At 69.6% G+C, this 22,242-nt stretch carries 19 protein-coding genes; 18 read left to right on the top strand and 1 reads right to left on the bottom strand.

The window, feature by feature from the left end; all coding sequences use genetic code 11:
* Positions 1–102: 102 nt before the first annotated feature.
* From ABZU72_RS20930 to ABZU72_RS20940, 3 genes are read left to right on the top strand one after another with little or no spacing between them, the layout of a single operon-like run.
* The gene (locus ABZU72_RS20930) at positions 103–1,335 is read left to right on the top strand and encodes an acyl-CoA dehydrogenase family protein (RefSeq protein ID WP_355020740.1); all 1,233 of its coding nucleotides are present in this window, start codon (positions 103–105) and stop codon (positions 1,333–1,335) included.
* The gene (locus ABZU72_RS20935) at positions 1,332–2,519 is read left to right on the top strand and encodes an acyl-CoA dehydrogenase family protein (protein ID WP_355020741.1); all 1,188 of its coding nucleotides are present in this window, start codon (positions 1,332–1,334) and stop codon (positions 2,517–2,519) included. The genes ABZU72_RS20930 and ABZU72_RS20935 overlap by 4 nt, the downstream gene beginning before the upstream one ends.
* Positions 2,516–3,598, top strand: coding sequence for an acyl-CoA dehydrogenase family protein (locus ABZU72_RS20940; protein ID WP_355020742.1), 1,083 nt, complete (start codon positions 2,516–2,518; stop codon positions 3,596–3,598). Before ABZU72_RS20935 ends, ABZU72_RS20940 begins: the two co-directional genes overlap by 4 nt.
* A gap of 72 nt (positions 3,599–3,670) precedes the next feature.
* Here ABZU72_RS20940 and ABZU72_RS20945 read toward each other — a convergent pair whose 3' ends face one another.
* Complete coding sequence (locus tag ABZU72_RS20945) at positions 3,671–4,885, bottom strand: helix-turn-helix domain-containing protein (RefSeq protein ID WP_355020743.1); 1,215 nt, start codon at positions 4,883–4,885, stop codon at positions 3,671–3,673.
* Positions 4,886–5,031: 146 nt separating this feature from the next.
* Between ABZU72_RS20945 and ABZU72_RS20950 the strand changes: the two genes are divergently transcribed.
* From ABZU72_RS20950 to ABZU72_RS21020, 15 genes are all read left to right on the top strand, one after another.
* Entirely contained in the window at positions 5,032–5,859 is an 828-nt protein-coding gene (locus ABZU72_RS20950; protein ID WP_355020744.1) for an ABC transporter ATP-binding protein, read from the top strand.
* Positions 5,859–6,563, top strand: a complete 705-nt coding sequence (locus ABZU72_RS20955) for an ABC transporter ATP-binding protein (RefSeq protein WP_355020745.1) — start codon at positions 5,859–5,861, stop codon at positions 6,561–6,563. Before ABZU72_RS20950 ends, ABZU72_RS20955 begins: the two co-directional genes overlap by 1 nt.
* A 12-nt stretch (positions 6,564–6,575) precedes the next feature.
* A complete protein-coding gene (locus ABZU72_RS20960; RefSeq protein WP_355020746.1) occupies positions 6,576–7,454 on the top strand; it encodes a branched-chain amino acid ABC transporter permease in 879 nt (292 codons plus the stop codon).
* A 3-nt stretch (positions 7,455–7,457) separates the two neighbouring features.
* Positions 7,458–8,552 (top strand): branched-chain amino acid ABC transporter permease, encoded by a 1,095-nt coding sequence (locus ABZU72_RS20965; RefSeq protein WP_355020747.1) that lies wholly within the window; start codon positions 7,458–7,460, stop codon positions 8,550–8,552.
* Positions 8,549–9,877 (top strand): ABC transporter substrate-binding protein, encoded by a 1,329-nt coding sequence (locus ABZU72_RS20970; RefSeq protein WP_355020748.1) that lies wholly within the window; start codon positions 8,549–8,551, stop codon positions 9,875–9,877. The genes ABZU72_RS20965 and ABZU72_RS20970 overlap by 4 nt, the downstream gene beginning before the upstream one ends.
* Positions 9,878–9,982: 105 nt before the next feature.
* Complete coding sequence (locus ABZU72_RS20975; RefSeq protein ID WP_355020749.1) at positions 9,983–10,762, top strand: SDR family NAD(P)-dependent oxidoreductase; 780 nt, start codon at positions 9,983–9,985, stop codon at positions 10,760–10,762.
* Between the two features lie 10 nt (positions 10,763–10,772).
* Positions 10,773–11,543, top strand: coding sequence for a serine hydrolase (locus ABZU72_RS20980; protein ID WP_355020750.1), 771 nt, complete (start codon positions 10,773–10,775; stop codon positions 11,541–11,543).
* A complete protein-coding gene (locus ABZU72_RS20985; RefSeq protein ID WP_355020751.1) occupies positions 11,540–12,700 on the top strand; it encodes a dipeptide epimerase in 1,161 nt (386 codons plus the stop codon). The genes ABZU72_RS20980 and ABZU72_RS20985 overlap by 4 nt, the downstream gene beginning before the upstream one ends.
* On the top strand, positions 12,697–13,278 hold the full coding sequence (locus tag ABZU72_RS20990) for a C40 family peptidase (RefSeq protein ID WP_355020752.1): 582 nt from the start codon (positions 12,697–12,699) through the stop codon (positions 13,276–13,278). The genes ABZU72_RS20985 and ABZU72_RS20990 overlap by 4 nt, the downstream gene beginning before the upstream one ends.
* Positions 13,279–13,362: 84 nt before the next feature.
* Positions 13,363–15,102: a glycerol-3-phosphate dehydrogenase/oxidase gene (locus ABZU72_RS20995; protein ID WP_355020753.1), complete on the top strand. Its 1,740-nt coding sequence runs from the start codon at positions 13,363–13,365 to the stop codon at positions 15,100–15,102.
* Positions 15,103–15,145: 43 nt separating this feature from the next.
* Complete coding sequence (locus tag ABZU72_RS21000; RefSeq protein WP_355020754.1) at positions 15,146–15,745, top strand: hypothetical protein; 600 nt, start codon at positions 15,146–15,148, stop codon at positions 15,743–15,745.
* A gap of 48 nt (positions 15,746–15,793) precedes the next feature.
* On the top strand, positions 15,794–17,416 hold the full coding sequence (locus ABZU72_RS21005) for a succinic semialdehyde dehydrogenase (RefSeq protein ID WP_355020755.1): 1,623 nt from the start codon (positions 15,794–15,796) through the stop codon (positions 17,414–17,416).
* Positions 17,417–17,492: 76 nt separating this feature from the next.
* Positions 17,493–19,211, top strand: a complete 1,719-nt coding sequence (locus ABZU72_RS21010) for a GMC family oxidoreductase (protein ID WP_355020756.1) — start codon at positions 17,493–17,495, stop codon at positions 19,209–19,211.
* A gap of 247 nt (positions 19,212–19,458) precedes the next feature.
* On the top strand, positions 19,459–21,033 hold the full coding sequence (gene guaA, locus ABZU72_RS21015; RefSeq protein ID WP_350665591.1) for a glutamine-hydrolyzing GMP synthase: 1,575 nt from the start codon (positions 19,459–19,461) through the stop codon (positions 21,031–21,033).
* Positions 21,034–21,147: 114 nt separating this feature from the next.
* Positions 21,148–22,179, top strand: coding sequence for a hypothetical protein (locus ABZU72_RS21020; protein WP_355020757.1), 1,032 nt, complete (start codon positions 21,148–21,150; stop codon positions 22,177–22,179).
* Positions 22,180–22,242: the final 63 nt, after the last annotated feature.

The raw sequence follows: 22,242 nt of genomic DNA on the forward strand, positions 1-22,242 counted from the left end.
CGTCTGTCGACGGGCAAACCCGGCCCGCCTCCCTCCTCCGCCTTGCCATCGCACACGCTGGGCGTCGCTCGCGACGCCCCTGAACTAGGAGACACACCCCGCATGGATTTCGCACCCGACGCCAGGACCGAGGAGCTCGTCGCCTCGGTATGGGACTTCCAGAAGACGTACGTCGAGCCGAACGAGGCCGTCTTCTCCGAGCAGCTCGCGGCCCAGGACGACAAGTGGGCCTGGGACAGCGTCCCGGTCCTCGGCGAGATCCGCGCAGAGGCCCGCAAGCGCGGCCTGTGGAACCTCTTCCTGCCCGGTGAGGGTGGGGCTGGCCTGACCAACCTGCAGTACGCCCCGCTGGCCGAGATCACCGGCCGCAGCCACCTCGCGCCGGCCGCGTTCAACTGCGCCGCGCCCGACACCGGCAACATGGAGGTCCTGCACGACTTCGGCAACGAGGAGCAGCAGAAGGAGTGGCTGGAGCCGCTCCTGGATGGGCAGATCCGCAGCGCCTTCGCGATGACCGAGCCGGCCGTGGCCTCCTCCGACGCGACCAACATCGAGACCTCGATCGCGCTCGACGGCGACGAGTACGTCATCAACGGCCGCAAGTGGTGGATCACCGGCGCGATGAACCCGAACGCCAAGATCCTCATCGTGATGGGCAAGACCGACCCGTCCGCCGAGCGCCACAAGCAGCAGTCGATGATCCTGGTGCCCCGCGACACCCCGGGCCTCACGATCAAGCGCGGCATGGAGGTCTTCGGCTACGACGACCACGACCACGGTGGCCACGCCGAGCTGATCTTCTCCGACGTACGCGTCCCGGCGGGCAATCTCATCGGCACCGAGGGCATGGGGTTCGCGATCGCGCAGGCCCGTCTGGGCCCCGGTCGCATCCATCACTGCATGCGCTCCATCGGCCTGGCCGAGCGGGCGATCGAGCTGATGTGTGCCCGCGTCGAGGAGCGGGTCGCCTTCGGCAAGCCGCTCTCCGAGCAGGGCGTGATCCGTGACTGGATCGCTGAGTCGCGGGTGCGCATCGAGCAGCTACGGCTCCTCGTCCTCAAGACCGCCTGGCTGATGGACACGGTCGGCAACAAGGGCGCCCACACCGAGATCCAGGCGATCAAGATCGCCACCCCGGCGACCGTCCAGTGGATCCTCGACAAGGCGATCCAGGCCCACGGCGCCGGCGGTCTCTCCCAGGACTTCCCGCTGGCCAAGTCCTACGCCGGCATCCGCACGCTGCGGTTCGCCGACGGCCCCGACGAGGTGCACAAGAACGCCCTGGCAAAGGCCGAGCTGCGCAAGCAGGCCGCGCGGCGGGAGGGACGGCAGTGACTCCCGAGGAGCTGCGGGGTCGCGTCGAGGAGTTCCTGGCCGAGCACCCGGTCGCGACGACCGAGCCGAGCGCCTTCCTGCACGCCCGCTACCAGGCCGGGCTGGCGTGGGTCGCGTTCCCCGAGGGCCACGGTGGTCTCGGCGCCTCACGCGCCCTGCAGCCGCTGGTGTCCGACCTCTTCGAGGCGGCCGGCGCCCCCGACAACAACCCGCGACGCAACGGGATCGGGCTCGGCATGGCCGCGCCGACGATCCTGGCCTACGGCACCCCGGAGCAGAAGTCTCGCTTCCTGGAGCCGCTGTGGTGCGGCGAGGAGATCTGGTGCCAGCTCTTCTCCGAGCCCGGCGCCGGCTCCGACCTCGCCGGCCTGGCGACGCGAGCGGTCCTCGACGGTGACGAGTGGGTCGTCAACGGGCAGAAGGTGTGGACCTCGGGCGCCCACAACGCCGACTTCGCGATCCTCGTCGCCCGCACCGATCCGGACGTCCCGAAACATCGCGGTCTGACCTACTTCTTGTGCGATATGCACGATCCGGGGGTCGAGGTGCGGCCGCTGCGCCAGATCACCGGCGAGGCGGAGTTCAACGAGGTCTTCCTGACCGATGTGCGGATCCCCGACGCCCACCGCCTCGGCGCCGTTGGGCAGGGATGGGAGGTCGCCAACGCCACCCTCAACAACGAGCGTGTCGCCATCGGTGGCGCCGCCATGCCCCGCGAGGGCGGGATGCTCGGCGTGGTCGCCGAGTCGTGGCGTACGCATCCGGAGAATCACACCCCGGAGCTGCGCGACCGGCTGCTGAGGCTGTGGGTCGAGTCGGAGGTGGCCCGGCTGACCGGGACACGGCTGCGGCAGAAGCTGGCCGTCGGCCAGCCCGGGCCGGAGGGGTCGGCGATGAAGCTGACCTTCGCCAAGGTCAACCAGCAGCTCACCGGGCTCGATCTGGAGCTGCGTGGCGAGGAGGGCCTTCGCTACGAGGACGGCGACGGCTGGGCGATGGTCCGGCCCGAGCACGTCGACTTCGGCGGCCGCGACGCCGTCTATCGCTACCTGCGCGCCAAGGGCAACTCCATCGAGGGCGGCACCTCGGAGATCCTGCGCAACATCGTGGCCGAACGAGTCCTCGGTCTCCCCGGGGAGCACCGGGTCGACAAGGACGTTTCCTGGAAGGAGATCCCGCGATGACTGATGTCGAACTGCTCGACAACGAGCTCGACGCCGACCTGCGTGCCACGGTCAGGTCGTTCCTGGCCGAGCACTGCTCGCCGGGCGACGTGGTCAAGGCGTACGACGGGGACAGCTCGCTCACGCCGGTCCTGTGGAAGGGGCTCGCCAGCGAGCTCGGGCTCGCGGGGCTGCTGATCCCGGAGTCCTACGGTGGTGCCGGGGCATCCGCCCGTGAGGCCGCCGTGGTCCTGGAGGAGCTGGGCCGGGCCGCTGCCCCGGTGCCGTTCCTGACCAGCTCCGTCGTCGCAACGTCGGTCCTGCTGGCCGGGCCCACCGAGGCCGGTGCGGAGCTGCTGGCCGGACTGGCGTCGGGGGAGCGGACCGCGGCCCTGGCCGTGTCGCTCGCGACCACGACCGTCCAGCCGTTGGAGCCCGTCGAGACCGAGATCCGGTCGGTCGCCGGCGCCCTGGAGGCGGACACGCTCCTGGTGCCCGTGAGGACGCTTGACGGCATCGAGGTCCGAGCCGTCCCCGCGGACCGGGCGACGATCGCCCCGGTGAGCTCGCTCGACATGACCCGCCAGCTCGCCGATGTCACCCTCGATCCGGCCGCCGGCGAGGTGGTCGTGGCCGCTGAGCACGGTGCCGAGGGCGTACGTTCCGGTCTGCTGGCCGGGGCCGCGCTGATGGCCTCCGAGCAGGTCGGGGTGGCGCAGTGGTGCCTGACCACGACGGTGGAGTATCTGAAGGTCCGGCGGCAGTTCGGCCGGATCGTCGGTGGCTACCAGGCGCTCAAGCACCGGCTCGCCGACCTCTACACCAGCGTCGAAGGAGCCGGCGCGGCTGCGCGCTACGCGGCCGGGGCGCTGGCTCTCGGAGACGCGAAGGAGACCGAGATCGCGACCCATGTCGCCGCCGCGTATTGCGGTGACCTGGCCGTCACCGCGGCCGAGGAGGCGGTGCAGCTGCACGGCGGCATCGGCATGACCTGGGAGCACCCCGCCCACCTCTACCTGAAGCGAGCCAAGGCCGACCAGATCGCGTACGGCCTCCCCGGCCTCCATCGCGACCGTCTGGGGGCCCTGGTCGACATCTGATGCCGAGCCGTCACGCCGGTCGGCCGAGTGGGCACCACGGTGCCAACTCGGCCGACGCGGGCGACGTCTCGGCTACTTCTCCAGGGCCATCAGAGCGAGCGCGAACAGGAGGCGGTCGCGCGGGTCGGAGATGCTCTTCGCGGTGAGGTCCTGGATCTGCTTGATGCGGTAGATGACCGTGTTGCGGTGGCAGATCAGGTCCTCGGCGGCGTGGGTGGGGGAGCCGCCGTGCGCGATGAGGGCGCGGAGCGTCGCCAGCAGCACGTCGGACTGGTGGGTCGGCTGCGCCAGGATCGGGCCGAGGGTGCGGCGTACGAGCAGGTGGGAGACCGCGGGCGAGGCGGTCAGCAGCACCTGAGGCAGACGGTCGTCGACGACCGCGATGTCCGTACGCCCTCGCGGCACCGTCTCCACGGTGTGCGTGGCGAGCTGGAAGGCGGTGCCGAAGCCGCCGAGGTCGTCGGCGGTGGCGATCCCGACCCGGCCCGAGTTGCAGCAGGCGAGCTGCTCGACCAGATCGGCGACGGCCTCCGCGACCGGGCGAGACCCCAACGGGACCAGCCCGAAGTGGTGGTCGCCGCGTACGTGCCAGAACGACACCAGACCGGCCTTCTCCAGCCGGTCGTCGGGGTTGCGCAGCGGTGAGTCGCGGTTGCCGTCGAAGGCCGCGACCACGCAGGCCATCCGCGCGTCGGCGGCGACCCCGAGGATGTCCTGCACCTCGGCGGCGAACGCGGGGTCGCCACCGCGACCCTCGGCGAGCCCGTCGAGAAGCCGGCCCTGGAGCTGCAGGTCGCGACGCTGCAGCAGCGCTGCCTCCTTCCGGTAGGCCCCCGACATGACCGAGTTCTGCACGTCCAGGTCGGTCCACACCTGGCGCCCGGCGAGCACCATCACCCGGTCGTCGATCCCGAGCTCCTCCTGCTGGTGGACCATCGCCTCCCACAGCATCCGGGTGCCGACGGTGTAGGCGTTGAGGCAGTACTCCAGAGGTACGCCCTGCCGCGCGCGTCGCCGCCCGGTGTCGCGCCACAGGTCGACCGGATTGGCTCCCGGGGTCATTCCGGCCATGGCCCGGATGCCGCGGCGTACGTGCTCCCTCGTGCTCGAGCGCAGGTCGGCGCGCACCGACGGATCGGCGTTCTGGTGCCACTCCGGCTGGATCGCGATCAGGGTCAGCGTGATGTCGTCGGCGATCGCGTCCGCCTGGCTCACCAGCGAGGCCCAGGCACGCTCCACCAGCGGACGGAGTTCCGCGTCGGGAGATGTGTCACTCGTCACAGCCATGTGCGGAGCGTCCCACGCCTGCTGCCGCATCCGCCAGCAAACCAGGGAATCTCAGTCGGAGCGCCCGAAAGATTTTGTGCGCACTGCCCATATCCCCACTTGTGCGGAGAGTCCAAAGTGAGAGCCGTCACATAGGTGAAGGGAGCATGATGCAGATGCCTGGCGAAGACCCGCCGCTGTTCGCGGTCGAGGGGGTCTCGGTCCGGTTCGGGGGCGTACGCGCCCTCGAGGACGTCTCCTTGGAGGTCGCGCCCCATGAGGTGCTCGGCGTCATCGGCCCCAACGGTGCCGGCAAGACCACATTGTTCAACGTCGTGTGCGGCTTCGTCAGCCCCGCCGAGGGCGAGCTCCGTCTGCGTGGCGAGACGATCCACGACCTCCGCCCGCACCAGCTCGCCGGCCACGGCATCGCCCGGACCCTGCAGGGGCTCGGGCTCTTCGAGCGGATGACGGTGCTCGACAACGTGATGGTCGGCGCCGACCGTCTCGCCCGCGCCGGCTTCGTACGCGGGCTGCTCGGGCTCGGCCACCGCGACGACGCCCGGCTGGCCGCCAAGGCGCGGGAGGTGCTCGGCGAGCTCGGGATCGAGTCGTACGCCGGCCGCTACCCGGGCAGCCTGCCGTACCCGATCCGGAAGAAGGTCGCGCTCGCGCGCGCCCTGGTGGCCGAGCCGGAGCTGCTGCTCCTCGACGAGCCCGCCAGCGGACTGAGCGCCGAGGAGATGACCGAGCTCGGCGAGATCATCACCGGCCTGACCGAACGCACCGCCGTGATGCTCGTCGAGCACCACATGGACCTGGTGATGTCGGTCTGCCACCGGATCACCGTGCTCGACTTCGGCCGCGTCATCGCCGCCGGTTCACCCGACGAGATCCGCAACGACCCGGCCGTCCTCGCCGCCTACCTGGGCGACCAGGTCGAGCACGACGACGACGCCGAGGTCCACGCACTGACCGTTGCCGAGGAGGCCTGATGTTCGCCGTCGAGGATCTGAGCGCTGCGTACGGACCTGTCAAGGCGCTCAACGGCGTCACCTTCACCGCGTCGAGAGGCCAGGTCACCGCCGTCCTGGGCGCCAACGGCGCCGGCAAGACCACGCTGCTGCGCACCGTTTCCGGCCTGGTGAAGTCCAGCAAGGGCAGCGTGACGCTGAACGGCAAGGACATCACGCGCGCCGCGACCGAGAAGCTGACCTCGTACGGCCTCTCCCACGTCCCGGAGGGACGTGGCGTGATCGCCGAGCTGACCGTCACCGAGAACCTCCGGCTCGGCGGGCTGCACCGCGCGACAGGCTCCGAGCCGATGCCGATCGAGCGGGTCTTCGAGCTCTTCCCGCGCCTGGGCGAGCGCCGCGAGGCCACCGCCCACATGCTCTCGGGCGGTGAGCGGCAGATGCTCGTCATCGGCCGCGCGCTGATGGCGCGACCGTCCGTACTCCTGCTCGACGAGCCCTCCCTGGGGCTCGCGCCCCGGGTGGTGGCCCAGATCTTCGACCTGCTCCGCGGACTGGTGCAGACCGAGGAGCTGACCGTCGTCCTGGTCGAGCAGAACGCCCGCAGTGCCCTGTCCATCGCTGACCACGGAGTCGTGCTCAACCTCGGCAAGGTCGTCGCCTCGGCGCCGGCCGCCGAGCTGGCCGCCGACGAGCAGCTCCGCCACGCCTATCTCGGGTTCTGAGGAGAAGCAGACATGCAGCAGTTTCTCGACACCACCCTCGGAGGGCTGGTCCTGGGCGCGGTCTACGCCGCGTTCGCCCTCGCCCTGTGCCTGATCTGGCGCTCGACCCGGATCGTCAACTTCGCCCAGGCGGCGATGGCGATGGTGACCACCTACATCGCGCTCTCGCTGATCAACGCCGACGTGCCCTACTGGGTCGCCTTCATGGCCGCGATCGCCGCCGGGTTCGGGCTCGGCGCCGTGATCGAGCGGGTGATCATCCGCCCGGTCGAAGGCAAGGCCGAGCTCAACGCGGTGATCCTCACCCTCGGGCTGTTCATGGTGCTCCACGGCTTGACCGCGATCACCTTCGGCGTCCAGCACCGCGGCTTCCCGGCCCCGGTCAGCACCAACGCGATCAACGTGGGGGACGCCTCGATCGGGATCACCCCGTTCGGCATCCTGACGATCGTCGTGGTCGCTCTCGTGATGGCCGGGCTCGTGGTCCTCTTCCGCTTCACCGACCTGGGGCTGCGGATGCGGGCAGCCGCGTTCAACGGCGAGGTGTCCCGGCTCCTGGGCGTACGCGTCGGGCGCATGCTCACCCTCGGCTGGGCGCTCGCCGCGGCCGTGGGCGCGGTGGCCGGGATGCTCATCGCCGGCGGCGACCTGGTGAACCCGGCGTTCATGGACCCGTTCGTGATCTACGGCTTCATCGCCGCCGTGCTGGGCGGCCTCGACTCGCCGCTCGGGTCGGTGATCGGCGGCCTGATCCTCGGGCTCTCGCTCTCCTACGTCACCGGCTACGTCGGTGAGCACCTGGCGCCGCTCGTCGCGCTCGGGATTCTGATGGTGGTGCTGCTGGTACGTCCCAGCGGCCTCTTCGCGGCCGCTGCGGCCAGGAGGGTCTGACCCATGGAACGTCTGCGTTCACTCGTCCGTCCGGTGACCTCGGTGCCCCTGGCACGGCACTTCATCGTGGCCCTGATCGCCTTCGTGGTGGCGATGGCGGTCATCGGCAGCTCCAGCCAATATCTGCAGACCCGCTATGCCGAGATGGCGTACTTCGCCATCGCCGCCGGCGGTCTCACGCTCCTGACAGGGCTCTCCGGCCAGCTCTCGCTGGGCCACGGCGCGCTCATGGCCGTCGGGGCGTACGCCGCCACCCTGGTGCTCGAGCGCAACGGCGGCGAGACGCTGGCCGACGTCTTCGTCGCCCTGCTCGTCGCGATCGCGGTCTGTGCCGTGGTCGGGGTGATGGTCGGGGTCCCGGCGGCGCGGCTGCACGGGCCCTACATCGCCGGCGCGACCCTGACACTGGCCGTGGCGGTGCCCCGGCTGGCGAACCAGTGGGAGGTCCTCGGCGGCGAGCAGGGGCTTCAGGTGCCGGTGCCCCGCGCGACCGACCTCCCGGCTTGGATCCAGGACCTGGTCTGGTTCTTCACCGCCGTCGAGATCGACCAGTACTCGTTCCTCGCCTACCTCGGCTGGCTGCTCCTCGCGATCACCTTCGTGGCGCTCGCGAACCTGAGCCGCTCGCGGATCGGTCGTCGCTGGCGCGCGGTGCGGGACGACGACGTCTCCGCAGAGCTGGCCGGCATCCACCTGGGCCGCGCCCGCGTGGTCGCCTTCACCGTCAGCGCCATGGCTGCCGGGCTCGCGGGTGGTCTGATGGCCATGAACGTACGTCTCACGGCGCCGGGCGCGTTCACGATCACGCTCTCGCTGACGCTGCTGGCCGCGGTCGTCCTGGGCGGGCTGGGCAGCCTGACCGGAGCGCTCATCGGGGCCGGCGTACTCGCCTTTCTTCCTCACTTCGCCACCGATCTCGGGGAGTCGGTCGGGCTCAGCGCAACCCAGGCCGCAGAGGTCACCCCGGTGGTCTACGGGCTGGTGCTGATGCTCGTCATCCTCCTCGCTCCGGCGGGGATCGTCGGCAGCCTGCGCTCGTTCCTGGCGCGCACATCCCTCACCTCATCTCTCGGGCAAACCAAGGAGAAGACAACATGAGAAGCACTGCACGCAGAGCCGTACAGGTCGTCTGTGTCCTCACCACTGCCTCGCTCCTCGCTGCCTGTGGCGCGGGGCAGGAGAGGCCATCCGAGGACGGGTCGGCGGTCGGCGTCACCGACACCTCGATCAAGGTCGGTGCGCACTTCCCGCTGACCGGCCCGGCCGCACCCGGCTACTCGGAGATCCCCTCCGGCCATCAGGCGTTCTATGAGTACGTCAACGACAACGGTGGCGTCCACGGCCGAGACATCGAGATGGTCGTCAAGGACGACGCCTACAACCCGACCAACACCAGCGCCGTCACCAACGACATGATCCTGCAGGACGAGATCTTCGCGATGGTCGGCGGCCTCGGCACCCCCACACACCGCGCGGTCGTGCAGCGCCTCAACGACGACGGCATCCCCGACCTGTTCGTCTCCAGCGGCTCGCTGCAGTGGGGCGACGACCCGTCCGGCTCGCCGATGACGTTCGGCTGGCAGCCGGACTACGAGATCGAGGGCAAGGTCATCGGTCAGTACGTCAAGGAGAACATGCCCGACGCCAAGGTCGGCCTCTTCCTGCAGGACGACGACTTCGGCGAGGACGGCGAGAAGGGTGCGCGTCAGTTCCTCGACGCCCAGATCGTCGACGTACAGAAGTACACGCCGGGTGGGTCGACCGACTTCTCCCCGCAGATGTCCTCGTTCAAGTCCAAGGGCGTCGATCTGGTGATCGGCTTCAACACGCCGTCTTACACGGCGCTGAGCCAGATCGCCGCGCAGGGCGTCGGCTTCAAGTCGAAGTGGTTCTACTCGAACGTCGGCTCGGACCCGTCGCTCGTCGGCGGGCTGCTGGCCTCGATGACCAAGGGCAAGATCCCGGCCGAGCAGGGTGTGAAGCTGATGGACGGGATGATGACGACCGAGTACATCCCGGGCGTCGACGCTCCTGAGGACGAGTGGGTCAAGCTCTGGCAGAAGGTCTGGGACGAGTACTCCAAGAAGGGCTCGGAGAAGCTGACCAACTACCGGATCTACGGCATGTCGCAGGCCTACACCTTCGTCCAGGCGCTGCAGGCCAACGGCAAGGACCTCACCCGCGAGTCGATCGTGGAGACCATCGAGAAGGAGGGTTCCTCCTTCGAAGGGCCCGGGATGGCGCCGTTCCGGTTCTCGGAGGACTCCCACATGGGCATCTCCGGGATGAGCGTGGTCGAGATCAAGAACGGTGCCTCGGAGCCGCTCACGCCGGTCCTCGTCACCGACATCGGCGACGCCCCCATCGAGGAGGACGACAGCGCCGCCTCGGACGCCCCGCCCTCGTCGGGGCTGCCCGAATGAGATGGGCCGAGTGATCGGTACTGATCAGTAGGTTGCCGCACGTTCACGGACCGGCCTCGGTTACAGTGATTAACCCTCACTAACGCCACTGGAGGTGGTCGGTCCGTGAACGTACTCGCACCCGGGAGCGGGGTGGTTGTGACCGGAGCAGCCCGAGGGATCGGGAAGGCCCTGGCCATGCGGTTCGCAGCGGAGGGGTGTCGCGTCGTCGTTGCCGACATCGACGACGCCGAGCTCCGCTCGGTGGCCGACTCGATCGGTGCCCTTGCGGTTCCCGGCGACGCCGCCTCGGCCGCCGGCACCGCGGCGCTCGTGGACGCTGCCCGGGAGGAGCTCGGCAAGATCGACGCCTGGTACGGCAACGCGGGAGTCGAGCGCGGCCGCGGCCTCGAGGCCTCCGACCACGCCTGGATGACCTCGTACGAGGTCAACGTCCTCGCCCACGTACGCGCCGCGCGGCTGCTGCTGCCCGAGTGGGTCGCCCGCGGTGCTGGCCGGTTCGTGGTCACCTCCTCCTCCGCGGGTCTCCTCACGCTGCTCGGCTCGCCCTCCTACGCGGCCACCGAGCACGCCGAGATCGCCTTTGCCGAGTGGCTCGCCGCCACCTACCGGCACCAGGGCGTGGTCGCTCAGGCGATCGTCGCGCGCAGCGTGAAGACGGCGATGCTCGAGCGCTCCTCCGGACTCCCGGGTTTCCGGTCGGCCGAGGGCGCGCTCACCGCTGAGGAGGTCGCCGACGCCGTCTGGGATGCTGGGCAGGGCTCGCAGTTCTGGATCTCGCTCGAGCCCGACGTGGCCGAGGAGTACGCCACGCGTGCCTCGGACGTCGACGCCTGGATCGACGACGTGAACCGTATCCGTCAGGAGCTCGACCGGACCGACTAGTCTCACCGACGTGGAACCTTTGGTCTCGACCTGGCTCAGCGGCCTCGACGGCATCCCGACCCAGGCCCAGAACGTCAACCAGCAGCACTATGCGGCGAGCCTGATGAAGGTGCCCGTCGCGATCGCCGCCTATCGGCTGCGGGACCGCGGGCTGCTGTCGCTGGACGAGCCGATCGCGGTGCATCCCGACTTCGACTCCGCCGTCGTCGGGTCGCGTTTCGAGATGGACCCGGCCGAGGACCAGGACCCCGACACCTGGGCGGCGGTCGGGTCTCCGCTGCCGCTGGGTGATCTCGTACGCCGCTCCCTGACCGTCTCCGGCAACCTGGCCGTCAACCTCGTGCTCGAGCGGGTCGGGCTCGAGGCGGTCGCCGCAGTGCTCGCCGACGCCGGCGTGACGCCGATGACGACGGTCTCGCGGGGGATCGAGGACGCGCCCGCGCGTGAGGCCGGGCTGCAGAACCTGGTGACCGCCAACGACATGGGCAAGCTGCTCACCAAGCTCGCCTCCGGCCGGCTGCTGTCGCCCGAGTCGACCGCCGAGCTGGAGGGGATCCTGGTCGCCCAGGAGTATCGCGACGCGATCCCGCTCGGCGTGCCCGAGGACGCGGTGGTCGGCAACAAGACCGGCTGGATCGACGGCGTACGCCACGACATGGCGATCATCCGGCCCGCCGAGGGTGAACCGCAGGTGATGGTCGTGCTCACGACCGGCCTGGACGACGACGAGTCGGAGTTCCGGATCAGCGAGGTCGCGCGCTATCTGTGGTCGACCCTGTGACTTCTCCGCGCATCGTCGCGGTGCGCACCCAGCGCGTCCGGGTGCCGCTGCACACCCCGTTCGTGACCGCTCTGCGGCGTACGGAGTTCGCGGAGACGGTCGTCGTCACCATCGAGGACTCCGACGGGTGCGTCGGGTGGGGTGAGGCGCCGCAGGTCTGGAGGGTCACCGGCGACTCGCTCGCCGGGTCTTCCGCCGCGCTGGAGGGGCCCGTCTCCGACGTGCTGGTCGGTGCCGCTGCTGACCTGACCTCGGCGGGCCTGATCCAGGGCGCGGTCGTCGGCAACCGGTCGGCCAAGATGGCCGCCGACATCGCGCTGCACGACCTCGTCGCCCGGCGGGCAGAGGTTTCGATGACCGAGCATCTGACGTCCCATGCGTCACACCGCTCAGGCACTTCCTGCACTTCTCGGGCAATGCAACGCCAGAGAAGTGCAGGAATACCCGGTGAACCGGGTATTCCAACGCACCTCACCACCGACATCACCCTCTCCGTAGGAACCCCCGACGAGCTGGCAGAAGCGGCGGCGGCCCGAGCGCGAGACGGGTTCACGACGCTCAAGATCAAGGTCGGAACCGACGCTGCGGGCGATGCCGAGCGGGTGCTCGCGGTCCGCGAGGCGGCGCCGGGGTGCGTACTCCGGCTCGACGCCAACACCGGCTGGCGAGCGGACGAGGCGGTGGCGGTACTGACGACGCTCGCCGACGAGGATGTCGAGCTCGAGTTCGTCGAGCAGCCGGTGGCCCGGCGGGACCTGGAGGCGATGGCGTACGTCCGGCGCCGCCAGCCCTACAAGATCCTGGCCGACGAGTCGGTCTTCGACCTCCAGGACCTCGTCGACGTCATCCGGGCCGGCGCGGCGGATGCGGTCAACATCAAGCTGGCCAAGTGCGGCGGGCTGACGCCCGCGATCGAGCTGCTGGAGATCGCGAAGCGCCACGGCCTGGGACGCCTCGTCGGCTGCATGATGGAGTCGCACCTCGGCATCGGCGCGGCCGCGGCCCTGGTCGCGGCGGCCGGCATCCCCGGCCAGCAGGATCTCGACGCGGGCTGGTGGGCGAAGACCAGTCCGTATATCGGTGGCATCGGCTACGACGGCCCCCGCATCCTGTTCCCCGACGCCCCCGGCCTCGGCATCGAAGGAGTCCTCTCGTGACCACCGTGAACCAGCCCACCTTCGTCGTCGCCGAGCCCGCCGACGACGCCGAGCACGAGACCGAGGTCGTCCCCGGCGAGGAGATCGTCGTCCTGAAGACGCAGGGGGACTGGACGTACGTCGTCGTCCCCTCGCACTCCTCGACGAAGGACGAGCGGGGCTATCCCGGCTGGCTGCCGACGGCTGCCCTCGCCGAGCCGGTGGCCACCCTGCTGAGCAAGGCTCGGAGCTATCTCGGCGTCCCCTACGTCTGGGGCGGCACCACCGACGCCGGCATCGACTGCTCAGGCCTGATCTTCCGAGCGGCGGAGGCCATCGGCGTACGCCTCCCGCGAGACGCCCGCGACCAGGCCGCTGCGCTCGAGCCGATCGACCTCGACGACGTCACTGAAGGCGACCTCTACTTCTTCGCCCAGGACCCCGGCGGCCGCATCACCCACGTGGCCATCGCCACCGCGCCCCCGCGGCCCGATGGCGTACGTCCGATGATCCACGCCGACGGCGACAAGATGGTCGTCGTCGAGGAACTCATGCCTCCGGACCGCCTCGCCACCCTCGTCAGCGCCGCCCGTCTGTGACGTCTGCGTGACTTATCAGTCGGCGCCGGTGAATTCTCGCGCGCCAGAAGTGACAATTCGACGTGGTGAGTTAACTTCGAACGTATGACTCGTACAGGGGCACTGAGTCCACACAGCCGCGACCTCGCGATCGGCACGATGGTCGGTGCCGCGGGGGAGACCGAGCTCGACGTACTCGTCGTCGGTGGGGGTGTGACCGGCGCCGGCGTGGCGCTGGACGCGGTCACCAGAGGCCTGAGCACGGGGCTGGTGGAGCAGCGCGACCTGGCCTCGGGAACGAGTTCGCGAAGCTCGAAGCTCGTCCACGGCGGACTCCGCTACCTCGAGATGCTCGACTTCGAGCTGGTCCGCGAAGCGCTCCAGGAGCGCGGTCTGCTGCTCAACACCCTCGCGCCGCACCTGGTCCGGCCGGTGCCGTTCCTCTACCCGCTGACCAACCCCGTGTGGGAGCGCGCCTACATCGGCGCCGGCCTGGCGCTCTACGACGGGATGGCGAGCTTCGGGCCGCTCTCCGGGATGGGCAACTCCGGCCTGCCGCGCCACCGCCACCTCACCCGCCGGGGCGTCGCCCGGATCGCCCCCGACTTCCGCACCGACGCGATCACCGGCGCGATCCAGTACTACGACGCCCAGGTCGACGATGCCCGCCTGGTCATGACGATCGCGCGCACCGCCGCCTCCCACGGCGCCCACATCGCGACCCGGGTCCAGGTGACCGGGTTCCTGCGCGAGGGCGAGCGGGTCGTCGGCGTCCGAGCCCGCGACCTCGAGCACGACCAGGACCTGGTCATCCGGGCCAAGACGGTCGTCAACGCCGCTGGGGTGTGGACCGACGAGATCCAGGCAATGGTCGGTGGCCGCGGCGCCCTGCACGTCAAGGCGTCCAAGGGCATCCACCTCGTCGTCCCGCGCGACCGGATCCGCTCCGAGTCGGGCTTCATCGTCCGCACCGAGAAGTCGGTCCTCTTCGTGATCCCGTGGGGCCGCCACTGGATCATCGGCACCACCGACACCCCGTGGACCTACGACCTCGCCCACCCGGCGGCCTCCAAGACCGACATCGAGTACGTCCTGGAGCACGTCAACGCGATCCTTCGCGTGCCGCTTGACCTCGAGGACGTCGAGGGCGTGTACGCCGGACTCCGCCCGCTCCTGACCGGCGAGTCCGACCAGACCGCAGCTCTCAGCCGCGAGCACACCGTGGTCACGCCGCTGCCGGGTCTGGTGCTGATCGCCGGCGGCAAGCTGACGACCTACCGGGTGATGGCCAAGGACGCCGTCGACGCCGCGGCCCACTCGCTCGGCACGACCACCAACATGACCCTGCGCGACTCGATCACCGACAAGGTCCGGCTGGTCGGGGCCGAGGGCTTCGAGACCCGCTCGAACCAGCGCGTCCTGCTCGCGCGTCGCTCCGGCCTCCACGTCGCCCGGATCGACCACCTCCTGGGCCGTCACGGCGGCCTGATCGACGACGTGCTCGACCTCATCCAGGAGCGCCGCCCGCTCGCGCTGCCCCTGGAAGGTGCCGAGGACTACCTCGCCGCCGAGGTCGTCTACGCCGTCAACAACGAGGGCGCCCGCCACCTCGACGACGTGCTCGAGCGCCGCACCCGGATCTCGATGGAGACCTTCGACCGCGGCGTGAGTGCTGCCCCGGGGGTCGCCAAGATCATGGCCGACGAGCTCGGCTGGGACGAGCAGCGCGCCAAGGAGGAGATCGACCACTACCTGCGCCGCATCGAGGCCGAGCGCCGCTCCCAGCTGCAGGTCACCGACGAGGAGGCCGACCGCGCGCGGCTGGAGGTCGAAGACCTCGTCTGAATTGCCGTGGCGGAGCAAGCGGTTGACGTAGCAATCTGACTCCATGTTCTTGGTCGCTGATCCCCCCGAGCCGCTGGCCACCGACGATTTCGTGCTCGCGCCGCTGCGTCCCGAGCTGCTCGACCTGGACACCGAGGCCTACCTGGCCAGCCCGGACGTGATCCGCGACCACAGCTGCGGCAGGTGGCCGCTGGAGGGCTTCGGCAGCGACGACAACCTGCCGCTGGTGATCCGGCACTGGTCCGACCACCAGGCGAAACGGGCCTTCACCTATCTCTTTCTCGACCCCGAGGGCACCTCCTCCCTCGGCTGCCTCTACGTGCAGCCCCTGTTCCCCTACCTGGAGGCGATGGGGGCCGACGCCCAGACCCTGCTCAGGTACGCCGGTGGGTCCACCGCCCGGGTCAGCTACTGGCTCCGCCAGGACCGAGAGCCCGGGCTCACCGCGTCGATCGCGGAGCGGCTGGACGAGTGGCTGCGTACGAAATGGCCGTTGGACGCCTATCTCTACCGGGCCGCTCCCGCGGAGGAGTGCACCGTGCATGCGCTCGACCGGCTGCCCGTGGACCGCGTCGTGATCGACCTTCCGGCCGAGCAGCACGACTACCTGTGGTGGGCAGCCGACGTTCGCATCGTGAGTTAGTGGGACGCCTGTCTGGCTTCCGAGACGCCCGTCACATACCCTCGGTACATGAGCGCATCCAACCCGACTTCTTCCGGCGGCCCGATCGTCGAGGGCCCGCTCGATCCCGAGCATGACGCCACGGCGTCCCTGGCCCTCGAGCCTGACTACGTCGCCCGCCTGACCGGCCGCGTCGTGGCGACCACGGGGGAGACCCGAGAGGTCATCAGTCCGCTCAACGGGGCGCCGCTGGCGCACATCCCGCAGTCGAGCGATGACGATGTCGCCGCGGCCTTCGCCAAGGCCCGGGTTGCGCAGGAGAAGTGGGCCGCGACCCCGGTCGCCGAGCGCGAGCGCATCCTGATCAAGCTGCACGACCTCGTGCTCGACCGGCAGGACGAGATCCTCGACCTGATCGTGCTGGAGTCGGGCAAGGCCCGCAAGCACGCCTTCGACGAGCCGCTGCACATCGCGCTGACGGCGCGCTACTACGGGCGCCGGAGCAGCAAGATCCTCGACACCGAGCGCAAGCTCGGCGTCATCCCCGTGCTCACCCGGGTCGAGCTCAACCACGTCCCCAAGGGTGTCGTCGGCATCATCAGCCCGTGGAACTACCCGTTCACGATGGCGCTGTGCGACGGCATCGCCGCGATCGCCGCCGGCAACGCGGTCGTCATCAAGCCCGACTCGCAGACCATGCTCAGCGCGCTCCTCGGCGCCGAGCTGCTGGCCGAGGCCGGGCTCCCGGAGAACCTGTGGACCGTCGTCGCCGGCCCGGGCTCGAAGATCGGCACCAGCATCATCCAGCGCGCCGACTACGTCTGCTTCACCGGCTCGACCAACACCGGCAAGCTCGTCGCCAAGCAGGCCGCGGAGCGCCTGATCGGCGCCAGCCTCGAGCTCGGTGGGAAGAACCCAATGCTGGTGCTCCGTGACGCCGACATCGAGAAGGCGGCCGAGGGTGCGACCCGCGCAGTCTTCTCCAACTCCGGCCAGCTGTGCGTGAGCGTCGAGCGGCTCTTCGTCGACGACAAGGTCTACGACCGGTTCGTGGAGCGCTTCGTCGCCCGCACCCAGGCGATGACCCTCGGCGCCACCCTGGGCTGGGAGAACGACATGGGCACGCTGATCTCGCAGGCCCAGGTCGACACCGCGACCGCCCACGTCGAGGACGCCGTCTCCAAGGGCGCCCGCGTGCTCACCGGCGGCAAGGCCCGCCCCGACCTGGCGCCGTTCTTCTTCGAGCCGACCATCCTCGAGGGCGTGACCCCGCAGATGACCTGCTTCGGCAACGAGACCTTCGGCCCGGTCGTCTCCATCTACCGCTTCCACAGTGAGGAAGAGGCCATCGAGCGCGCCAACGACGGCGAGTACGGCCTCAACGGCTCGATCTACAGCCGCGACACCTCGCGCGCCCGCCGCATCGCCCGGCAGATCAAGTGCGGCACGATCAACATCAACGAGGCCTTCGGCGCCACCTTCGCCAGCATCGACGCCCCGATGGGCGGCATGCGCGAGTCCGGCCAGGGCCGTCGCCAGGGTGTCGAGGGCATCCTGCGCTACACCGAGACCCAGTCGGTCGCGTCCCAGGCCATCCTGCGCTTCGCCCCGCAGTTCGGGATGAGCGACCAGGCGTACGCCAAGTTCATGACCGCCTCGCTGCGCGTGCTGAAGTCGCTGGGCCGCGCATGAGCGAGCGTCAGCGAGCGACAATCGGCCTCAGGCCGCCGCGTCCGTATTCTTTCACCCTCGCAACGGAGGCGGCGGCATGAGCAAGAGCTACTACGACGTACTCGTCATCGGGTCGGGTTTCGGGGGATCGGTCAGTGCGCTGCGCCTGACCGAGAAGGGCTACTCCGTCGGAGTGGTCGAGGCCGGTCGCCGGTTCAGCGACGACGAGCTGCCCAACACCTCCTTCGACCTGCGCAAATACCTCTGGGCGCCGGCGATCGGCTGCTACGGGATCCAGCGCATCGACATGGTCAAGGACGCGGTCATCATGGCCGGCGCCGGGGTCGGCGGCGGCTCACTGGTCTACGCCAACACCCTCTACGAGCCGCTCGACCCGTTCTACGAGGACCCTTCCTGGAGCCACATCACCGACTGGAAGGACGAGCTCGCCCCCTACTACGAGCAGGCCAAGCGGATGCTCGGCGTCACCCTCTACCCCCACCTGACCCCGGCCGACGAGGTCATGCAGAAGGTCGCAGCCGAGGCCGGCCGCGGTGACACCTTCCACAAGGCGCCGGTCGGCGTCTTCTTCGGCGGTCCGAGCCATGTGGCCGGGCAGGAGGTGGCCGACCCCTACTTCGGTGGGGAGGGCCCCGACCGGCGTACGTGCACCAACTGCGGCGAGTGCATGACCGGCTGCCGCCACAACGCGAAGAACACCCTGGTCAAGAACTACCTCTACCTGGCCGAGAAGAACGGCGCCGAGGTGCACCCGCTGACCACGGTGACGCGCGTCTACCCGGCCAAGACCGGAAGCGGGTACGTCATCGAGACCCGCTCCACGAAGGCCAAGCTGGGCATCGGACGCACGAAGCGGTTCACCGCCGACCAGGTGGTCTTCTCGGCGGCCTCGCTCGGCACCCAGAAGCTGCTCCACAAACTCAAGCGCACCGGCGACCTCCCCGAGATCTCCCCGCGCCTGGGTGAGCTGACCCGCACCAACTCCGAGTCGATCCTGGGCGCGATCGCCCCGGACACCGCCATCGACTACACCGAGGGTGTCGCGATCACCTCCTCGTGGCACCCCGACGAGCACACCCACATCGAGCCGGTCCGCTACGGGCACGGCAGCAATGCGATCGCGGCGATGCAGACGGTGCTCACCGAAGGTGGTCCCCATCGCCTCCGCCGGTGGCTCAAGGAGATGTGGCTGCAGCGGCGGTCGCTGCGTACGTTCTACGACTTCAAGCACTGGTCCGAGCGCACTGTCATCGCGCTGGTCATGCAGGCGCTGGACAACTCGATCACGACCTTCCCGAAGCGCACGATCTTCGGGTGGCGGATGTCGTCCAAGCAGGGCCACGGCAAGCCCAACCCGACCTGGATCCCCGCCGGCCTCGACGCGGTGCGGAAGATGGCCGGGGTGATGAGCTCGGGCGAGAAGCCGGGGTATGCCGGCGGCACGATCGGGGAGCCGTTCAACAAGCCGATGACCGCCCACTTCATCGGCGGCTGCACCATCGGCGACTCGGTGGACGCCGGCGTGATCGACCCCTACCAGCGGCTCTACGGCTACGACGGCCTGCATGTCGTGGACGGCTCCGCGATCTCCGCCAACCTGGGCGTGAACCCGTCGCTGACGATCACCGCCCAGGCCGAGCGGGCGATGGCGTTCTGGCCCAACAAGGACCAGGCCGACCCGCGGCCGAAGCTGGGTGCGGGCTATGCCCGGATCCAGCCCGTCAGGCCGGCTTCGCCCGCGGTGCCCGCAAGCGCGCCGGGGGCGCTGCAGCTGCCCATTGTTGACGTACGGTGACCGGCCCGTTGCCTTGGTGACATGAACCGCGCAGGAAGTTTTCTGGCAGGAAGTTTTGGTTGACCCGTAACCGTGGTTAAAAGAGTTCGTTGGAGTGATCAGACCCGGGATTGCTCCCTCCCTAATACATGCCGGGTCTTTCGTCCGGGACAGCTTTGCCTCGGGCAATCAGGGCCCGACCACCTCCCTCCCCGGTCGGGCCCTGGTGCATTTCGCGGGCAACGTACGTCGTCGTTAGGATTCGTGCATGACGCAGGCTCCTGGGGCGGAAGAGCACGATCTGGTTCTCGTGGTGGACTTCGGCGCGCAGTATGCGCAGCTGATCGCCCGCCGCGTACGTGAGGCGAAGGTCTACTCCGAGATCGTGCCGCACTCGATGCCGGTCGAGGAGATGCTCGCCAAGAACCCGAAGGCGATCATCCTCTCCGGCGGCCCCTCGAGCGTGTACGCCGAAGGCGCCCCCGCCATCGACAACACCCTGTTCACCGCGGGCACCCCGGTATTCGGGATGTGCTACGGGTTCCAGCTGATGGCCCAGGGCCTCGGCGGGACCGTCGACGACAACGGAGCGCGGGAGTACGGCCGCACGCCGGTCACAGTCGGTGTCTCCGGCACGCTGCTCAAGGACATCCCGCCGGCCCACAACGTGTGGATGTCGCACGGCGACTCGGTCTCCGAGGCGCCCGAGGGCTTCACCGTGCTCGCGAGCACCGCCGACACCCCGGTGGCCGCCTTCGAGAACGTCGAGAAGCAGCTCGCGGGCGTGCAGTGGCACCCCGAGGTGCTCCACTCCGAGCACGGGCAGAAGGTGCTCGAGCACTTCCTGTGGGACATCGCCGGCGCGCGCCAGACCTGGACCATCGGCAACATCGCCGAGGACCAGATCGAGCGGGTCCGCGAGCAGATCGGTGACCACCGCGCGATCTGCGCGCTCTCGGGTGGCGTCGACTCCGCGGTCGCGGCAGCCATCGTCGCCAAGGCGATCGGTGACCGGTTGACCTGCGTCTACGTCGACCACGGCCTGATGCGGAAGAACGAGTCGGTCGCGATCGAGAAGGCGTTCCGGGAGTCGACCGGTGCCGAGCTGAAGATCGTCGACGCCGAGAAGGAGTTCCTCGACGCGCTCGCCGGGGTCACCGACCCGGAGGAGAAGCGCAAGATCATCGGCCGCGAGTTCATCCGCTGCTTCGAGCGCGCCGAGGTCGAGATCCTGGGCGACAGCGACGAGAAGGTCGCCTTCCTCGTCCAGGGCACCCTCTACCCCGACGTGGTCGAGTCCGGCGGCGGTGCCGGCACCTCCAACATCAAGTCCCACCACAACGTCGGCGGCCTCCCCGAGGACCTCGAGTTCGAGCTGGTCGAGCCGCTGCGTGAGCTCTTCAAGGACGAGGTGCGCGCCGTCGGCTCCCAGCTCGGCCTGCCCGATGAGATCGTCCAGCGCCAGCCGTTCCCCGGCCCCGGCCTGGGCATCCGCATCATCGGCGAGGTCACCAAGGAGCGGCTCGACATCCTCCGCGAGGCCGACGCGATCGCCCGCGAGGAGATGACCCTCGCCGGTCTCGACCGCGACATCTGGCAGATGCCGGTCGTGCTGCTCGCCGACGTCCGCTCGGTCGGCGTCCAGGGCGACGGCCGCACCTACGGTCACCCCGTCGTGCTCCGCCCGGTCACCTCCGAGGACGCGATGACCGCCGACTGGGCCCGGCTTCCCTACGAGGTCATGGAGCGCATCTCGACCCGGATCACCAACGAGGTGAGCGAGATCAACCGGGTCACCGTCGACATCACCTCGAAGCCTCCCGGCACCATCGAATGGGAGTGAGCGAGCCGGAGGCGCGAGCTTGCTCGTCGACTTCCGGCGAGCGAGCGAGCAGCGACGCGAAGCGTCGCCTGGGAATGAGCCGGGGACCGGCTCCGTCCGTGGACAATGTCCTCCATGACTGAGCCGGACCTCGCTCGACGACTCCTCGACGCCCACGTCGCCCATGAGATGGCGGCGATGCGCGGCGTACGCTTCCTCGATCTCGTCACCGGCGAGATCGACTTCGCGCTGCGCGCCGCCAGTGAGCTGACGCTGGACCAGGTGATGCCCCGCGACCTGATCAAGGAGGTCGCGCTGAAGTACGTCAGCACCTTCCGGCTCCCGGGCGCGATCCCGGAGGTCGCCGGGGCGCTCGCGACGAGGCTCAAGGCGCATCCGGCCAACGAGACGCCGCTGGGCAAGGTGGTCAGCCGCCCCCGGATCGCCGAGCTCGTCGAGGCCCTGGTCGAGATGCGTACGCTGCGCCAGCAGGTCCTGCGCAGTCTGGCCGACAACTCCGGGATCCAGGCCGGCGTCGGCACTCTGATGCGTGGCACCGCTCGGGGTGCCGTCGACACCGGCCGCAGGTTCGCCGACAACCTCCCGGGCGGCTCGCTCGGCTTCTCGATCGCCGAACGTGTCGCCGGCCGGATGGCGGACACGGTGAAGGGCACCCCGGTCGGTGCGGCCGTCGACCAGAGCGCTCGCGAGCTCGCGGAGCGGGGCGCCGGAGCGCTGCTCGGATACCTCACCGACACCGCCGCGAGCTCGGTCACCGACGAGGAGGTGCATGACGCGCTGCTGGAGGTCTGGGACGCGCTCGCGACCCGGCCGGTGCGCGAGCTCGCCGACCTGGTCGATGACGAGCAGCTGGTCGCGCTCTTCGTCGGGCTCTACCAGGTCTGGCTCGATGTCCGGGACTCCGAATACCTGCAGGCCCTGGTCGACACGGGTGTCGACTTCTTCTTCGACACCTATGGGAGCTTCACCCTCGACCGGCTCCTGGAGGAGTGGGGTCTGGGCCGCGATGACCTGGTCGAGGAGGCGCTCCGCTTCGGCCCGCCGGTGATCGAGGCGCTCGCCGAGGCCGGCGTCCTCGAGCAGCTGATCCGCCGCCGGCTTTCGAGCTTCTACGACTCTCCGGAGGCCCAGGCTCTCCTGGGGTGACGCCCCGTGTGTTCGGCCGCTGCGCTGGGTACCGGATCGGAGCAGTCGATCAGGTAGGAGGCA

The sequence above is a fragment of the Nocardioides sp. NPDC004968 genome (genome assembly GCF_040608935.1).
Lineage (GTDB): Bacteria > Actinomycetota > Actinomycetes > Propionibacteriales > Nocardioidaceae > Nocardioides.

Coding starts and splice junctions, on each gene's coding strand:
- ABZU72_RS20930 (WP_355020740.1), top strand. CDS start 103: ATGGATTTCGCACCCGACGCCAGGACCGAGGAGCTCGTCGCCTCGGTA.
- ABZU72_RS20940 (WP_355020742.1), top strand. CDS start 2,516: ATGACTGATGTCGAACTGCTCGACAACGAGCTCGACGCCGACCTGCGT.
- ABZU72_RS20945 (WP_355020743.1), bottom strand. CDS start 4,885: ATGGCTGTGACGAGTGACACATCTCCCGACGCGGAACTCCGTCCGCTG.
- ABZU72_RS20950 (WP_355020744.1), top strand. CDS start 5,032: ATGATGCAGATGCCTGGCGAAGACCCGCCGCTGTTCGCGGTCGAGGGG.
- ABZU72_RS20955 (WP_355020745.1), top strand. CDS start 5,859: ATGTTCGCCGTCGAGGATCTGAGCGCTGCGTACGGACCTGTCAAGGCG.
- ABZU72_RS20960 (WP_355020746.1), top strand. CDS start 6,576: ATGCAGCAGTTTCTCGACACCACCCTCGGAGGGCTGGTCCTGGGCGCG.
- ABZU72_RS20965 (WP_355020747.1), top strand. CDS start 7,458: ATGGAACGTCTGCGTTCACTCGTCCGTCCGGTGACCTCGGTGCCCCTG.
- ABZU72_RS20970 (WP_355020748.1), top strand. CDS start 8,549: ATGAGAAGCACTGCACGCAGAGCCGTACAGGTCGTCTGTGTCCTCACC.
- ABZU72_RS20995 (WP_355020753.1), top strand. CDS start 13,363: ATGACTCGTACAGGGGCACTGAGTCCACACAGCCGCGACCTCGCGATC.
- ABZU72_RS21000 (WP_355020754.1), top strand. CDS start 15,146: ATGTTCTTGGTCGCTGATCCCCCCGAGCCGCTGGCCACCGACGATTTC.
- ABZU72_RS21005 (WP_355020755.1), top strand. CDS start 15,794: ATGAGCGCATCCAACCCGACTTCTTCCGGCGGCCCGATCGTCGAGGGC.
- ABZU72_RS21010 (WP_355020756.1), top strand. CDS start 17,493: ATGAGCAAGAGCTACTACGACGTACTCGTCATCGGGTCGGGTTTCGGG.
- guaA (WP_350665591.1), top strand. CDS start 19,459: ATGACGCAGGCTCCTGGGGCGGAAGAGCACGATCTGGTTCTCGTGGTG.
- ABZU72_RS21020 (WP_355020757.1), top strand. CDS start 21,148: ATGACTGAGCCGGACCTCGCTCGACGACTCCTCGACGCCCACGTCGCC.